Consider the following 15,028-nt stretch of genomic DNA (forward strand, 5'->3'; position numbering starts at 1 on the left):
TTCGGCGTCGCGGGGGCTTCGCCATCCGTCATCGGCTGTTCCGGGCCAACCACCGTGGGCGCGTCCGTCACCATCGCCTCCGCATACGCAGATGAGGAATCCCTGAAACGGGACAAACCTCACTGAATATAGGCAATCCACACCTCTGTGTGGATCACCCGCGCCGGGCCCTCAGCGGGGAGTCAGCACCCTGCGCGCCGGAGGGCGCTGGCAGCGGGGGCAGTAGTAGCTGGAACGGTTCATCCAGGGGCGGCGCCGGACGGCGGTCCCGCAGCGGCGGCAGGGCTCGTCCTCGCGGCCGTACACGTCCAGGGAACGGTCGAAGTACCCCGACTCGCCGTTCACATTGACGTAGAGGCTGTCGAAGCTGGTCCCGCCGACGGCGAGGGCCGCGTTCATCACGTCCCGTACGTGGCCGAGGAGTTCGGCGCTGCGGGGCCGGGTCATGGTCGCGGTCGGCCGCTCGTAGTGGATCCTCGCCCGCCACAGCGCCTCATCGGCGTAGATGTTGCCGACCCCGCTGATGAGGGACTGGTCGAGCAGCGCGCGTTTGACGGTCGTCCGGCGGCGGCGCAGCGCGGCGTGGAACCCGGCCTCGTCGAACTCGGGGTCCAGCGGGTCGCGGGCGATGTGCACGATGGCGTCTGGCAGCCCGTCCGGGTCGCCGGGGACCTGGGTGTGCAGCGACAGTCCGCCGAACGTCCGCTGGTCGACGAAGCGGAGCTCGGTGCGGTCGTCATCGGCGAACCGGACGCGTATGCGCAGATGGGTCTCGTCGGGTGCGTCCTCGGGCTGTACGAGCAGCTGGCCGCTCATCCCGAGGTGGCCCAGCACCGACGTACCGGTGCCCTCGACGGGGATCCAGAGGTACTTGCCGCGGCGGTGTGCCGTGCCGAGGCGGCGGCCCACGAGCCGGTCGGCGAAGTCGGCCGCACCCGCCAGGTGGCGGCGGATCGCACGGGCGTGCCGGACCTCGACCGAGGTGACCGTGCGGCCGGAGATCCACCGCTCCAGTCCGCGGCGCACGACCTCGACCTCGGGCAGCTCTGGCACGGGGGGCCTCCTCCGGAGGGGTTCAGTAGGCGCGCGAGCGCGCACCTGGGTCCGGCGGTGCCGCACGGAGACAGGCCGGGCGGCTCTCGCCGGAACGTGTGCCGCCCATCCACCCCGGTCAGGGGCGGATGGGCGGCCGGAAGTCTCGCGCCGGAGCGCGATCAGCGGACGGCGCGCGAGGCGCCGGACGGTCTGCCGGCCGAGGCGGTACGGTCCGCGGCCTGTGAGGCATCGGCCTCCGCCCGGGGCGCCCCGGTGGGGCGCTCGTCCGGCTCCGCCGAGGACTCCGCGGCGGAGCCGTCGGCCGCGCCTGTCGCTTCGGCGGCCGTGACGGCTGCCGAAGCGTCCGCGGCCTCGCGGATGGCGAGCCAGGCCGCCTCCGCCGCCTGCTGTTCTGCTTCCTTCTTGCTGCGGCCGGTGCCGGTGCCGTACGCGACACCACCGACGCGGGCAGCAGCCGTGAAGGTCTTCTCGTGGTCGGGGCCCGTCTCGGAGACCAGGTACTCGGGAACGCCGAGTCCCTCCGTGGCGGTGAGCTCCTGCAGGCTGGTCTTCCAGTCCAGGCCGGCACCGAGGTTCGAGGACTTCTCGATCAGCGGGTCGAAGAGCCGGTGCACCAGCTCCGCGGCCGCTTCCAGCCCCTGGTCCAGATAGACGGCGCCGATCACCGCTTCGAGGGTGTCGGCGAGGATGGAGGCCTTGTCCCGGCCCCCGGTGCCCTCTTCGCCCCGGCCGAGCCGGATGAAGGAGCCCAGTTCGAGGCCGCGGCCGACCTCCGCCAGCGCACGCGAGTTGACCACCGCGGCCCGCAACTTGGCCAGCTGGCCTTCGGGCAGGTCGGGGTGGATGCGGTACAGCGTGTCGGTGACCACCAGGCCGAGCACGGAGTCCCCGAGGAATTCGAGGCGCTCGTTGGTGGGCAGACCGCCGTTCTCGTATGCGTACGAGCGGTGGGTCAGCGCACGCACCAGAAGGGCGGACTCGAGGTGATACCCGAGCCGCCCTTCCAGAAGCGTGTGGGACGAGGCCGTGTCCGCCTGCTGCGCCGGGGCACCCCCGCGTTTACGGGGAGGAGTCGGCGTGTTGGCGTCTGACATGAAGCCTGTCACCCGCCGATCAGACCTCGAGGACCTGGCGGCGGTTGTAGGTGCCGCAGCTCGGGCACGCGATGTGCTGCTGCTTCGGCTCGTGGCAGCGCTCGCACGCCACCAGGGTGGGGACCGCAGCCTTCCACTGCGACCGGCGGTGGCGCGTGTTGCTGCGCGACATCTTCCGCTTCGGAACAGCCACGGCTACTTCTCCTGCTTCTTGTCGACGCCCGCTTCGGCGCCGCCCATATCGTCCTTCTCGCCGCCCTGGATGGTCTCGGCGAGTCCCTGCAGTGCCGCCCAACGGGTGTCGACGGCGTCATGGTGGTGGTCCGGGTCGTCCGCGAGCCGCGCCCCGCAGTCGGGGCACAGTCCGGGGCAGTCCTCCCGGCACACCGGCTGCAGCGGCAGTGCGAGCACCACCGCGTCCCGCAGCACGGGTTCGAGGTCGAACAGGCCGTCCTCGAGGAAGAGCATGTCCTCGTCCTCGGAGTCGTCGCCGGATTCCGTCTCGCGGGTCCGGTGATCGGCGTCGGGGTAGGAGAACATTTCCTGGAAGTCCGTCTCGAGCTCTCGCCCCAGCGGATCCAGACACCTTACGCACTCGCCTGTCAGCGGTGCACGGGCGGTGCCCGTGACGAGCACCCCCTCCATGACCGACTCCAGGCGGATGTCGAGCTCCACGGTCACGCCGTCGGGGACCCTGATGACCTCGATACCGAGATCGCCCGGTGCCTCGACCGAGCGGGAGAGCCGCTGGAGCGCACCCGGCCGCCGCCCCAGCTCATGTGTGTCGAACACGAGCGGGTTGCGATGGTCGAGACGGGCGTTCAGGGCTTCCTGCTTTCTACGCTGCGGTACCGGCGGCCCGATGCCGAAGCGAAGCGGGCAGCCGAGATCGCGGACGTACGCGCGACCGAACAGCCAGGATACTGGACGGCTCGCCGGAGACCCAATCCGCTCCGGGGCGACCGGTCAGCGGCCCTGCTCGTACTGGCGCAGCTGGTCGAGGTCGATCATGCTCGTGTCGAAGAGGCTCGCCTCGTCGAGCGCGGCGGCCTGCTGCTGTTGCTGCTGTTGCAGGTGCTCGTGCTGTTGCAGGTGCTCGTGCTGTTGCAGCTGCTCGTGCTGTTGCTGCTGTTGTTGCTGCGGGGCGTAGCCGGTGTTCGGGTCGTACGCCTGCTGGTAGCCGTACGGGTCCTGCTGCTGGTAGCCGTACGCATCCTGCTGGACGTAGCCCTGGTAGGCGTACGGGTCCTGCTGGTAGGCCGCGGCGTAGTAGTCCTGCTGGGGCTTCTGCTGGGGCTGCTGGGGCTGCTGGGGCTGCTGGGGCTGCGGCGGCAGCTCGGGCTGCTGAAGCTGCTGGGGCAGCTGCACCGGCATGTCCTGCTGCTGCGCGGGCACCTCCTGATGCTGCGGCATCCGCTGCGGCCCGCCCTCGGGCCCGGCCAGGCCCGCCAGGTAGTCCGCGTCGCTGGTCTGCGGCGCCTGGACGACTCCGTCCTGGGCCGCCATATGTGCCCCCAGCTCGTCCGCGGCCTGCCGCCCGTGCAGCTTCTGCCGGCCGCGGCCGACCGCCTCGAGGGTCTTGGAGAGCACGGCCTCGAAGGCGCCGAGCTTGGTGTCCACATAGGCGTCGGCCCGGTCACGGAGGGTGGCCGGGTCGGCGCTGCGCTCGGGGGCGTCCTCGTCCTCGTAGCCCTGTTCGTCCAGGCCGGGCCCGCGGCCGAGCAGCTTCTCGCGGCCGCGGTCGACGGAGCCGAGGGTCTTGGTGAGGACGACCTCGAAGTTGGCCAGCTTGCTGTCGACGTAATCGTCGGCCTCGGCGCGGATCTCCTCGGCCTCGCGACGGGCCTCGGCGAGGATGCGGTCGGCCTCCTCCTGGGACTGCCGGGCGACCTCGGTGTCGGAGATCAGCGAACCGCGCTGGGCGCGCGCGGACTCGAGGATCCGCTGGGCCTCCAGCTGGGCCTCCTCGACCATCCGGTCGCGGCCGCCGATCAGCTCCTGCGCCTGGGCGAGGGAGCCGGGAAGGGCGGCACGCACCTCTTCGAGCATGGCCAGCAGCTCGGCGCGGTTGACCACACAGGAGGCCGACATGGGCATGGACCGGGCGCTGCCGATGGTCTCGACGATCTCGTCGAGCTTCTTCTGCACGTCCACTGAGGGTTGCTCACAGTCTTGTCTGGCCGGGGTCCGGGGTTCCCCCGGGAGGACCAGCTGGCCGATGGGTCGGGACGGGACGACTGTACGGCCATAGGGCACTCCGCCGACACCTGCTGACAGGACGTCAGCTCAGCTGGGGCTCAGTTCCGCTCCGCGAGGCGCTCCGTGAGGGCTTCGAGGACCAGCGGCGGCACCAGGTGCGAGACATCGCCGCCCCAGGCCGCGACCTCCTTGACCAGGCTGGAGGAGAGGAAGCTGTAGGTGGGGTTGGTGGGGACGAAGAGCGTTTCGACACCGGAGAGCCCGTTGTTCATCTGGGCCATCTGGAGTTCGTAGTCGAAGTCGCTCACCGCGCGGAGGCCCTTGACGATGGCCGGGATGTCGCGCTGTTTGCAGAAGTCGACGAGCAGGCCGTGGAAGGCCTCGACCTGGACGTTGCCGTACTCCGCGGTGACCTGGCGGAGGAGATCGATCCGCTCGTCGACGGTGAACAGGCCCTGCTTGGACTTGTTGATCATCACGGCCACGTGCACGACGTCGTACAGCTTGGACGCACGGCCGATGATGTCGAGGTGTCCGTTGGTGACGGGGTCGAAGGACCCCGGACAGACTGCGCGGCGCAACAGTGGTTCCTCGCTCTCCGGTCCGTTCATGACACGCTGGGGGGTGTCGCAGTGGGGCGCGTCGGGGCGGCGCGACCGTACCAAAGCGTGCCCTCGCCGTAACGACGGGCCCGCAGCCCCTCGAACCCGGCGGGCCACCGGAATTCGCCACCCCGGGTGCTGCGCTCCACGGTGGCGAGCGCGTCCTCCGCAAGCCAGCCCTTGTCGCGGAGTGTGAGCAGAATCTCGCGCAGATCGTCGTCGGTGACCCCATAGGGCGGGTCCAGGAAGACCACGTCGTACGGGGCGCCGGGAGCCGGTCCGGCGAGCACCTGCTCGGCCTTGCCTGCGCGCACCTCGGCGCCCGGCAGACCGATCGCCCGGACGTTCTCGCGGATGACGCGGGCCGCCCGGGCGTCGGCCTCGACCAGCAGGACATGCCCGGACCCGCGGGAGAGAGCCTCCAGGCCGACGGCGCCCGAGCCCGCGTAGAGGTCCAGGACCCGGGTGCCGTGCAGGCTGCCCAGCAGCGACTCCAACGTGGAGAACATGCCCTCGCGCGCCCGGTCGGAGGTGGGGCGGGTGCCGGTGCCCGGCGGTACGGCCAGGCGGCGTCCGCCGGCGACTCCGGAGATCACGCGGGTCATGGGGTCGGGTCCTTCGTCGTGGGGCGGCGGCCGGCGTGGCCGCTGCCTTCCACGATATGGCTTCCGTCCTGTGCGGTTGCGCGTCAGTCCGGGTGCGGGCGCGGTGGTGCTGCTCCGGTCCCGTGCGGTTGCGCGTCGGTCCCGGGCGTTGCGTGTCGGTCCCCGTGCGGTTGGGCCGCGGTCCCGGGCGCTGGCGTCCGTCCCGCACCGACTCCTCCACCGCCCCGACGAGAGCCGGGGAGGCGTACCGCGGCCAGGACAGGCAGCCGTCCGGCGGGCAGTACTCCGGGCGGCGGGGTCGTGGCCGAGTTCACGGAGCTTGATGCGCACCGGGTCCGGGGGTCGGCCGGAGCGGGCGGCTGTCCGGGCGATCGTCCCGCCCTCGTGGAAGCGCTGGGTGAGGCCCTCCTCGTGCTGAGGCACCCACGGGCGCCGTGGCCGGGGAACAGCTCGCGCAGGACGTCCCGGTCCGGAATCGGTTCGGCGACGTCGGCGACGAGCGCGAGGGCGCGCAGGGCGCGGTCGAGGGCGATACAGCGGCGGTACGTCGGTGAGCGGCAGGGTCAGTGCGCCGGAGGCGAGGGGCCGCTCCGGGATGTCCGCCGGCCGATGAGGGTCAGGGGCACGGTGGAGTCCTCGTCGCCGGCGGGCTCGGTCCGGAAGGCCTCGTCGCCGAGCGGCAGTTCGTTCAGATACCTCAATGCCGGGAAAGCAGCTCCTATGACCCAAGTCCCCCCATCTGCTGATGAATCGGCTCGTACTGTTCCCATGCTCCCAGAGTGGTCCGACACTTCAGCCGCGCGCCGACCCGCCCTCGGTCACCGCCCGGGATCAGCCCTTGTCCAGGTACTGCTCGCGTCCGGCGTCCAGCAGGGCGTCCAACGCGGTACGCAGCTCCGGGAGTCCGGTGAGGTCCGGGTCGGCGGAGACGATCGCCACCGCCTCCTCGCGGGCGGCCGCGATCACGTCCTCGTCCTCGATGACAGCGAGCATCCGCAGGGAGGATCGGACTCCCGACTGGGCCTGGCCGAGCACATCGCCCTCCCGGCGCTGCTCCAGGTCGATCCGGGACAGTTCGAAGCCGTCGAGGGTGCTCGCGACCGCGTCGAGCCGGGCCCGGGCGGGGCTCGCCTCCGGCATCTCGGTCACGAGCAGACACAGCCCGGGGGCGCTGCCGCGGCCCACCCGCCCGCGGAGCTGGTGCAACTGGGAGACGCCGAACCGGTCGGCATCCATGATCACCATCACCGTGGAGTTGGGCACGTTCACCCCGACCTCGATGACCGTGGTCGCGACCAGCACGTCGACCGTGCCCGCGGCGAACCGGCGCATCACGTCGTCCTTGGCGTCCGGCTGCATCCTGCCGTGCAGGACCTCCACCCGCAGACCGCTCAGCGGGCCCTTGGTGAGCTGGTCGGCCACCTCGAGGACGGCCAGCGGCGGGCGGCGCTCGGCCTCGTCCTCCGGGGACTTCCGCACGGCCTTGTCGTCCTCCTCGTCGCCGATCCGCGGGCACACCACGTACGCCTGGTGGCCGCCCTCGACCTCCTCCCGCACCCGCTCCCAGGTGCGCTCCAGAAAGCGCGGTTTGTCCTTGGCGGGGACGACATGGCTGGCGATCGGCGAGCGCCCGGCCGGCAACTGGTCGAGAACCGAGGTCTCCAGATCGCCGAAGACGGTCATGGCGACGGTGCGCGGGATCGGTGTCGCCGTCATCACCAGCAGATGGGGCGGCTGCTTGCCCTTGGAGCGCAGGGCGTCGCGCTGCTCGACGCCGAAGCGGTGCTGCTCATCGACCACGACGAGGCCCAGGTCGTGGAACTGGACCTTGTCCTCGATCAGCGCATGCGTCCCGATGACGATCCCGGCTTCGCCGGTGGCGAGGTCGAGCAGCGCCTTACGGCGGGCGGCGGCGCCCATCGAACCCGTGAGAAGCACGACCTTGGTGGCCTGTTCCGCTCCGCCGAGCATCCCGCCCTCGGCCAGCTCGCCCATCATCTCGACGACGGACCGGTGGTGCTGCTGGGCCAGGACCTCGGTCGGCGCGAGCATCGCGGCCTGCCCGCCCGCGTCCACCACGCCGAGCATCGCCCGCAGCGCCACCATCGTCTTCCCCGAGCCGACCTCGCCCTGGAGGAGGCGGTGCATGGGGTGTTCGGTGGCGAGATCGTCGAAGATCTCCGCCGACACGGTCCACTGCCCCTCGGTCAGCGTGAAGGGGAGCTTGGCGTCGAAGGCGTCCAGCAGACCGCCCTCCGGCGGGACACGGGGCGCGGCGGGTGCCTGCGCATCGGCGTACCGCCGCCGGGCCAGCGCGGTCTGGAGGACGAACGCCTCGTCCCACTTGAGGCGGGCACGGGCCTCGGCGAGGTCTGCCCTGGTACGCGGGCGGTGGACTTTGCGCAGGGCCTCGGGGAGCGTGCTCAGGCCGCGGTTCTCCCGCAGCGTGGCGGGCAGCGGGTCGGCGAGGTCCCGCCAGCCGTCCGCCTCGAAGGTGTCGAGCACCGCGCCGACCGACTTGGCGATCCTCCAGGAGGGGAGCTGCTTGCAGGCGGGGTAGAGCGGCAGCAGTTGGTGGGCGAAGCTGTCCACCGCCTCGGCGCCGCTGTCCCGGTCCAGCAGCTCGTAGTCGGGGTGGGCGAGCTGGCGGGTGCGGTTGAAGACCGAGACCTTGCCCGCGAACATGCCCCGCCGCCCGGGCAGCAGTTCACGCTCGTGGTGGTGGGCGGCCCGGCCGAAGAAGACAAGGGTGAGCGAGCCGCTGCCGTCGGTGACGACGACCTCCAGCCGGACTCCCTTGCCGCGGTTGAAGGTCTTCTTGGCGGCCTTGGCGACCTGGGCGACCACGGTGACGTGCTCGTCCAGGGGCAGGTCGGCGAGCCGGGTCAGCTCGCCGCGCTCGGCGTACCGCCGCGGGTAGTGGTGCAGCAGGTCGCCCACGGTGTGCAGGCCGAGCTGGTCGGCCATCACCTTCGCGGTGCTGCCGCCGACCGTCTTCTTCAGGGATTCATCCAGCGCGGGCACGCTGTCCATTGCACACCATGGGTGTGACAGGACGTCCTGTGCGACTCGGCTCACGCGGCGCTCGCCGCTGCGGCTCAACTCACCCGAGGCACACCCGAGGCACACCCGAGGCTCATTCGACGCCGATGAGCAGCGGTACGGAGGGCTGCCCGCCCCGGTACACCACCGTGTCGACGGCGAGGTGGTGCTCGCGTACGTGTGCCTCCAGACGGTCGGCGAGGTCGTCGGGGATGCCGGAGCCCAGCACGAGCGTGACCATCTCCCCGCCGGCGGCGAGCATCCGGTCCAGTACGGTCATGGCGGTTCCGGTCAGATCGGGGCCGATCACCGCGACGTCGCCGTCGACCAGGCCGAGTACGTCCCCGGCCTGGCAGACGCCTGCCATGGTCCACGACTGGCGCTCCGCGACGGCCAGTTCGGCGTACCGGGTGGCGCCGGCGGCCGAGGTCATCGCGACGACGTCCTCGTCGAAGCGGCGGCCGGGCTCGTGCACGGCCAGCGCGGCGATGCCCTGGACGCTGGAGCGGGTGGGGATGAGGGCGACCCGCATGCCCTCGGCGCGCGCCTGCTCCGCGGCCGCGGCGGCGGTGTGCCGCAGGGACGCGTCGTTGGGCAGCAGGACGATCTCGCGCGCGTGGGCCCGGCGGATGGCCTGGACGAGCTCGCCGCTGGCGGGCGGCTCCCCGGGGCGCGCGGTGACCACGTTCGCGCCCGCGTCCCGGCAGAGCCCGGCGAGCCCCTCGCCGGGCACGACGGCGATGATGACGCGCTGTGTCCGCTCCCGGCCGGCCGCGTCGTACTCCGCGCGCGCTTCCCCCGCCAGTGCGGCTGGTGCGCGGTCCTGGGCCCGGTCCGGCGCGGCGGAGGCGAAGTGGGTGATACGGATCCGGTACGGACGGCCAGCGTGGAGACCCGCCTCCACGGCCGCGCCCGCGTCGTCGACATGGACGTGGACGTTCCACAGCCCGTCCCCGCCGACCACGACGAGGGAGTCGCCGAGGGCGTCGAGCCGGGTGCGGAGGGTGGCGACGGCGTCGTCGTCCGCCTCCAGCAGATAGATCACTTCGTAGGCGGGGCCGGTACGGAGCCCCTCGCCGAGGCGGCCGGAGAGAGCAGCGGGCCCGCGGGCGCCGGGCGGGCAGCCGGCGGGGGTCGCAGTCGCCCGGTGGCTCTCGTCGCCGGGAAACCCGGACGGCCCAGGGCTTCCGTGGCCGCGCTCCCCGGCCGTCGTCCCCACAGTGGCCGCATCCGCCGGAGGCGTCGTCGACCGCTCCTCCACGGCCGCACCGGAAAGGGCGGAGTGGGCGGGGTGTGCCGGAGCGAGGGCGGTCCGGCCGGGAGCCGTGAGCCGCGCCGTGGAGGCAACCGCCGCCGCGCCCCTTCCGGATACGGCGCTTCCTGATTCGGCGCTTCCTGATTCGGGCGCGGCGGCTCGGGACGTGGTGGCCCCGAACCCGGCGGCTCGAGCTGCGGCGGCTTCGGAGGCGGCGGCTCCGATCGCCTCCGGTCCTCCAGGTCCCCCGGCCCGGGCCCTCGGTGCGGCTCCACTCGTGCGGAGCGCCGTCGGCAGGGTCCGGTACGCCTTCGCGCTCCCGCTGCCGAGGAGCCCCATCGGCATCTCGCCGGAGACGGCCCCGGCCAGCGCCCGTAGGACGGCCACGAGACCGCAGCCACCCGCGTCCACGACCCCGGCGCGCGTCAGCACGTCGAGTTGTCCGGTGGTCGCCTCGAGCGCCGCGTACGCCCCTTCGTAGGCCGCGCGTGTCACCACCGCGGCACTGCCCTGGGCGCGCTCGGCTGCATCGGCGGCGGCCGTGGCCACGGTGAGCACCGTGCCTTCAACGGGGTGCGCGACGGCCCGGTACGCCGACTCGGCAGCCCTGCGCAGCGCACGCCGCAGCGCTTGGGCGTCCCCGGCGCCCGCGGTGCCGGGCGCATCGCCTCCGGCGTCCGCGGGACCCTCCGGGCCGCCGGGCCGCCCGACGGCAGGGGGTTCCGGGGCACTGACCGTGTCCCGCGAGGTGCCCGGCGCCGCGCCGGTGTGCGTGTGCGTGTGCGTGCCATGGTCCGCTCGCACATCGATACCGGCGTCCGTTCCGGAGTTCCGCGCCACGCCCCTCTCATCCGGGGCGCCACCTGATTCCGGTTCCGTGTCCGTTCCCACGCCCGGTCCGGAGACCGGTCGCACACCGCTGCCCCCGGCGTCCATGCCGGAACCCGGCGCCGGGGGAGCCACGTCCCGGCCCGGGTCCCTCCGACGCTGGGTCGGGGACGGTGCGGGGTCCCCGCCGGGCCGAGCGGAACCGGCCAGTACCTCGGCCATCCCGCGCAGCAGCTGCGCCAGGATCGTTCCCGAGTTGCCCCGCGCCCCGATCAGCGCGCCGTGGGCCATCGCCCGTACCGCGTCCGGCAGCCTCGGGCCCTCCGCGTCGGCCACTGCCCCATGGGCCGCGAAGACCGCCTCGACGGCCTGTGCCGCCGACTCCACGGTCAGATAGAGATTGGTGCCGGTGTCACCGTCCGCGACCGGGTAGACATTGATCGCGTCGATCGCCTCACGGGCCTCCCCCAGCTCCTCGAGGGCCAGCTCGCACCACGTGCGTACCGTCGTGGCGTCGAGGCTGTACGGCACCTGCGTCCTCCTCGGGCCGGGGCGGGAATTGCACCGCAGGGTAGTAGCGGGACCGGGGTTCGCCCGGACCGGGGCCCGGGCAGTCATGGTAGTTTCGTTGTACGGGAGCGGTCGTTGTATGCTGCTCCGGTTGCCCGATGAGAATCGGGCCATTCCCACCTGGCACCGTCGGTCAACCACTGATGTCGGCGCGCCGGGATTTCACCGTAAGTGCATCTGAAGTCTTTGGAGTGACCCGTGGCTGCCAACTGCGACGTCTGCGGCAAGGGGCCGGGCTTCGGCAACAACATTTCGCACTCGCACCGCCGCACTCGCCGTCGTTGGAACCCCAACATCCAGACGGTGCGCGCTGTGGTCGGGCGGACGCCGAAGCGGCTCAACGTCTGCACCTCGTGCATCAAGGCCGGCAAGGTCTCGCGCTGACGTTCCCGTCGTAGCGCAGCCTTCGCTGGTTGCCGGAGCCGGTCCACCGCACGGTGGACCGGCTTTCTGCTGTCCCGGGCCGGTCCGTACCTCTCTGGTCACGTCCAGGGGTGCCCGTCGCCGCTCGCCCTCCCCGGCCGACCGCGCGATCATGTCCTCACCTGCCGACGGCCCCACCGACCTGTCGGCACCCCACCGACCGTCAGCGCCACCGCCACGCGTGGTCCACCGGGCCGATCCCCCCGCCCAGCGGAAAGCCCGCGGCGATGGCACCCGTCACATAGTCCTTGGCCTCGGCCACGGCCTCCGGCACCGGCCGCCCCTTCGCCAGCTCCGCCGCGATCGCGCTCCCCAGCGTGCAGCCGGTGCCGTGCGTATGCCGGTTGTCGTGCCGTACGGACCGCAGCCAGTGCTCCTCATCGCCGTCCGTGAGCAGATCCACCGCGTCCCCGTCGAGGTGGCCGCCCTTGATCAGGGCCCAGCGCGGTCCGAATCCGAGGATCGCGTCCGCCGCCCGGCGCAGGTCCGCCTCGCCCCCGACCCGTACACCGGTCAGCTGTGTCACCTCGTCGAGATTGGGCGTGGCCACGGTCGCGACCGGCAGCAGCTTCGTACGGACCGAGTCGAGCGCCGAGGCCGCCAGCAGCGGATCGCCGTGCTTGGAGACCCCCACCGGGTCGGCCACGACGGGGGCGCCGACGTCCGCGAGCAGTTCCGCGACGGTCTCCACGAGTTCGGCCGAGGCGAGCATGCCCGTCTTGACGGCCTGGACGCCGATGTCGTCGACGACGCTGCGGAACTGCGCCCGTACGGCCTCGGTGGGCAGCTCCCACGCGCCCTGTACGCCCAGCGAGTTCTGTGCCGTGACCGCCGTGATCACGCTCATGCCGTGCACCCCGAGAGCGAGCATCGCCTTCAGATCGGCCTGGATGCCCGCGCCGCCACCGGAGTCGGATCCGGCGACGGTGAGCACACGGGGAGGTATACGCGGCTGAGGTGTCCGCGACGGCACCTGGGGGTGTCTCTGCATACGCCCGAATCTAGTGCCGCGTCAGCCGAGGTTCACCCCGCTCGCTGCCCTGGCACGGCCTCCCCGGCTACCTCCCCCGGCCGGAGGCTGGGGGAGGGCCCCCAGGAACGTTGCCCGATCGACCGAATAGGCCCTCCCCCGGCCTTCGGCATGGGGCACCCCAGAGGACGATCCGGCGCCTTGCAGATGACCGCACCAGGTCACCTCGCTACCGGGCAAACCTCGGCGGTCACAGCACTAGGGCGTGTTTCGAAGGTAGCGCCGTCCGCCCGAAGGGCGGGGGTCGCGGCGGCTGGTGCGTGCGATCGCAAGGCGGTGGGGGTACCCCCGGCCGGAGGCTGGGGGAGGTCGTCCTCGTACTGGGCGTACTCGGACGAGCCCGACAACGCAGCGAGCGTGCGTGCCAGGCGTCGCGGGTCAGGCGGGACTTTCGAAACACGCCCTAGCGGGCGTCCTCGATGTTTCCGAAGTGGTCCCAGCCGGCCTTCTCCCAGGGCGCCCCGTCCACGGTCACCTGGGGCAGCGCCGACGGGTTGAGCACCTCGCCGATCACGCGCCAGCGGGCGGGGAGCTTCACATCCTGCGGGAAGGTCGCCACGATCGCATGGTCCTCTCCCCCGCCCAGCACCCAGGTCAGCGGGTCCACCCCGACGGCCTGCCCGATGTCGGACATCTGCGTGGGGATGTCGATCGCGGCCGAACGCAGGTCGATACGGACCTTGCTGGCGTCCGCGATGTGCCCGAGATCGGCGACGAGGCCGTCGCTCACATCCGTCATCGCGGTGGCTCCGAGTCCCGCCGCCGCGGGGCCCGCGTGGTACGGGGGCTCCGGCCGCCGGTGCGCCTCCACGAAGGCGCGCGGCGAGCGGAAGCCCCGGGAGAGCACCGCATGTCCGGCGGCGGACCAGCCGAGCCAGCCCGTCACCGCTACCACGTCGCCCGGCTGTGCCCCGGCACGGGTGACCGGCTCGTGGTTGCGCATATCGCCCAGGGCGGTGATGGCGACGGTGATGGTGTCACCGCGTACGACGTCGCCGCCGACCACGGCCGCGCCCGCCACCTGGCACTCGTCGCGGATGCCGTCCATCAGCTCCACCGGCCAGGTCACCGGGAGTTCGGCGGGGACGACCAGGCCGACCAGCAGCGCCGTGGGGACCGCGCCCATGGCCGCGATGTCGGCGAGGTTCTGCGCGGCGCTCTTGCGGCCGACGTCGTAGGCCGTCGACCAGTCGCGGCGGAAGTGCCGGCCTTCCAGGAGTACGTCCGTACTGGCCACGACCCGGCGGTCCGGTGCCGCGACGACCGCGGCGTCGTCCCCGGGCCCGAGCCGTACGGCGGGGGTGGTGGTGAGCCGTGAGGTCAGTTCTCTGATGAGCCCGAACTCCCCCAACTCGCCCACGGTGCCCTTCATCACTATGCCCCTTCTGCCCCAATGCGATTGCGCTCGCGTGCCGACAACGCTGCCGGTGCCGTCAACGTCTCTTCCCTGCCCGCCGCGCCGAGCACGCCGACGGCCGCGCGGGTCTCCCCGTGCCACTCGGCGACGCGGTACCGTGGCGTCCCTTCTCCCCACATGATCCTCGTGGCCGCCCTGGAGGTTCCGTGGTACAGGCGTACATCCTGATCCAGACCGAGGTCGGCAAAGCGTCGACCGTAGCCGAGACGATTGGCAAGATCCCGGGGGTGATCCAGGCCGAGGACGTCACCGGTCCCTACGACGTCATCGTGCGAGCGCAGGCCGACACCGTCGATGAGCTGGGTCGCATGGTGGTCGCGAAAGTCCAGCAAGTGGACGGCATCACGCGTACGCTGACCTGTCCGGTCGTCCATCTGTAGCCCCCGTCTATGCTCGGCCGGTGAGTGTTTTCCCTCGCCGGCTTCTCTGCCTGCCCGCCGCTGCCCTGCTGATTGCCGCCGCCGGTTGTTCTTTCACCGACGGCACGGGCGCCCGGCCGGTTCCCACCCCGTCGGCCGCCGCCGCCGGGATGTGCCGGGCGCTGCAGGGGCAGCTGCCGAGGACCGTGGACGGGCTCGACCGGAGCTCCACCGGGCCCGAGTCGGATTTCGCGGCCGACTGGGGCGACCCGGCGGTGCAGCTGCGCTGCGGGGTGTCACGGCCCGAGGTTCTGACACCCGGGAGCGAACATTACAACCCCACGGCGGACGCGGTGGAGGTCAACGGCGTCACCTGGCTGCTGGAGAAGCAGGACGACGGCTACCGGTTCACCACGACGGGCCGCAAGGCCTTCGTCGAGCTGACCGTTCCGGGGAAGTACGCCCCCGAGGTCGATCCGCTGACCGACCTCGCGAGCGCGGTGAAGAAGACGGTGCCGAGCGAGCTCTGAGCCGTGACGCGCCCGGTG

At 72.1% G+C, this 15,028-nt stretch carries 14 protein-coding genes and 1 pseudogene; 3 read left to right on the top strand and 12 right to left on the bottom strand.

Translation table 11 applies throughout. The features are described 5' to 3' along the window. Positions 1 to 171: 171 nt before the first annotated feature. From mutM to ACTWQE_RS18875, 10 genes are all read right to left on the bottom strand, one after another. Positions 172 to 1,053: a bifunctional DNA-formamidopyrimidine glycosylase/DNA-(apurinic or apyrimidinic site) lyase gene (gene mutM / locus ACTWQE_RS18830; protein ID WP_443330135.1), complete on the bottom strand. Its 882-nt coding sequence runs from the start codon at positions 1,051 to 1,053 to the stop codon at positions 172 to 174. Between the two features lie 161 nt (positions 1,054 to 1,214). Beyond that, positions 1,215 to 2,150: a ribonuclease III gene (gene rnc / locus ACTWQE_RS18835; RefSeq protein ID WP_443330136.1), complete on the bottom strand. Its 936-nt coding sequence runs from the start codon at positions 2,148 to 2,150 to the stop codon at positions 1,215 to 1,217. A 19-nt stretch (positions 2,151 to 2,169) separates the two neighbouring features. After that, complete coding sequence (rpmF, locus tag ACTWQE_RS18840; protein ID WP_009714764.1) at positions 2,170 to 2,343, bottom strand: 50S ribosomal protein L32; 174 nt, start codon at positions 2,341 to 2,343, stop codon at positions 2,170 to 2,172. 2 nt (positions 2,344 to 2,345) lie between these two features. Next, complete coding sequence (locus tag ACTWQE_RS18845; RefSeq protein ID WP_443330165.1) at positions 2,346 to 2,975, bottom strand: YceD family protein; 630 nt, start codon at positions 2,973 to 2,975, stop codon at positions 2,346 to 2,348. Positions 2,976 to 3,116: 141 nt separating this feature from the next. Further along, on the bottom strand, positions 3,117 to 4,304 hold the full coding sequence (locus ACTWQE_RS18850; RefSeq protein WP_443330137.1) for an ATP synthase F0 subunit B: 1,188 nt from the start codon (positions 4,302 to 4,304) through the stop codon (positions 3,117 to 3,119). 143 nt (positions 4,305 to 4,447) lie between these two features. Continuing rightward, a complete protein-coding gene (coaD, locus tag ACTWQE_RS18855; protein WP_443330138.1) occupies positions 4,448 to 4,930 on the bottom strand; it encodes a pantetheine-phosphate adenylyltransferase in 483 nt (160 codons plus the stop codon). Between the two features lie 26 nt (positions 4,931 to 4,956). Beyond that, positions 4,957 to 5,556 (bottom strand): 16S rRNA (guanine(966)-N(2))-methyltransferase RsmD, encoded by a 600-nt coding sequence (rsmD, locus tag ACTWQE_RS18860; protein WP_443330139.1) that lies wholly within the window; start codon positions 5,554 to 5,556, stop codon positions 4,957 to 4,959. A gap of 563 nt (positions 5,557 to 6,119) precedes the next feature. Further along, positions 6,120 to 6,257 carry a hypothetical protein gene (locus ACTWQE_RS18865; RefSeq protein ID WP_443330140.1) on the bottom strand — a complete coding sequence of 46 codons (138 nt, stop codon included), beginning with the start codon at positions 6,255 to 6,257 and terminating at the stop codon, positions 6,120 to 6,122. 130 nt (positions 6,258 to 6,387) lie between these two features. Beyond that, positions 6,388 to 8,589: an ATP-dependent DNA helicase RecG gene (recG, locus tag ACTWQE_RS18870; protein ID WP_443330141.1), complete on the bottom strand. Its 2,202-nt coding sequence runs from the start codon at positions 8,587 to 8,589 to the stop codon at positions 6,388 to 6,390. A gap of 103 nt (positions 8,590 to 8,692) precedes the next feature. Continuing rightward, positions 8,693 to 11,212 (bottom strand): DAK2 domain-containing protein, encoded by a 2,520-nt coding sequence (locus ACTWQE_RS18875; RefSeq protein ID WP_443330142.1) that lies wholly within the window; start codon positions 11,210 to 11,212, stop codon positions 8,693 to 8,695. 237 nt (positions 11,213 to 11,449) lie between these two features. On the opposite strand from ACTWQE_RS18875, the pseudogene rpmB reads away from it, so the two are divergent. Continuing rightward, positions 11,450 to 11,560, top strand: a pseudogene (gene rpmB / locus ACTWQE_RS18880) (50S ribosomal protein L28); the annotation flags it as partial. 277 nt (positions 11,561 to 11,837) lie between these two features. On the opposite strand, the gene thiD reads toward rpmB, so the two are convergent. Together thiD and ACTWQE_RS18890 are read right to left on the bottom strand one after the other, a co-directional pair. Next, positions 11,838 to 12,665 (bottom strand): bifunctional hydroxymethylpyrimidine kinase/phosphomethylpyrimidine kinase, encoded by an 828-nt coding sequence (gene thiD, locus ACTWQE_RS18885; protein ID WP_443330143.1) that lies wholly within the window; start codon positions 12,663 to 12,665, stop codon positions 11,838 to 11,840. Positions 12,666 to 13,107: 442 nt separating this feature from the next. Then, a complete protein-coding gene (locus tag ACTWQE_RS18890) occupies positions 13,108 to 14,076 on the bottom strand; it encodes a thiamine-phosphate kinase (protein WP_443330144.1) in 969 nt (322 codons plus the stop codon). Positions 14,077 to 14,267: 191 nt separating this feature from the next. Between ACTWQE_RS18890 and ACTWQE_RS18895 the strand changes: the two genes are divergently transcribed. Then, positions 14,268 to 14,501 carry an Lrp/AsnC family transcriptional regulator gene (locus ACTWQE_RS18895; protein WP_037625030.1) on the top strand — a complete coding sequence of 78 codons (234 nt, stop codon included), beginning with the start codon at positions 14,268 to 14,270 and terminating at the stop codon, positions 14,499 to 14,501. A gap of 20 nt (positions 14,502 to 14,521) precedes the next feature. After that, positions 14,522 to 15,010 (top strand): DUF3515 domain-containing protein, encoded by a 489-nt coding sequence (locus ACTWQE_RS18900; RefSeq protein WP_443330145.1) that lies wholly within the window; start codon positions 14,522 to 14,524, stop codon positions 15,008 to 15,010. The last annotated feature ends 18 nt before the right edge of the window (positions 15,011 to 15,028 follow it).

The sequence above is a fragment of the Streptomyces sp. 8N706 genome, from assembly GCF_052245415.1.
Taxonomy (GTDB): domain Bacteria; phylum Actinomycetota; class Actinomycetes; order Streptomycetales; family Streptomycetaceae; genus Streptomyces.

Excerpts from the sequence above, each read along its gene's own strand:
- rnc (WP_443330136.1), bottom strand. The coding sequence starts at position 2,150 with ATGTCAGACGCCAACACGCCGACTCCTCCCCGTAAACGCGGGGGTGCC.
- rsmD (WP_443330139.1), bottom strand. The coding sequence starts at position 5,556 with ATGACCCGCGTGATCTCCGGAGTCGCCGGCGGACGCCGCCTGGCCGTA.
- recG (WP_443330141.1), bottom strand. The coding sequence starts at position 8,589 with ATGGACAGCGTGCCCGCGCTGGATGAATCCCTGAAGAAGACGGTCGGC.
- thiD (WP_443330143.1), bottom strand. The coding sequence starts at position 12,665 with ATGCAGAGACACCCCCAGGTGCCGTCGCGGACACCTCAGCCGCGTATA.
- ACTWQE_RS18890 (WP_443330144.1), bottom strand. The coding sequence starts at position 14,076 with ATGAAGGGCACCGTGGGCGAGTTGGGGGAGTTCGGGCTCATCAGAGAA.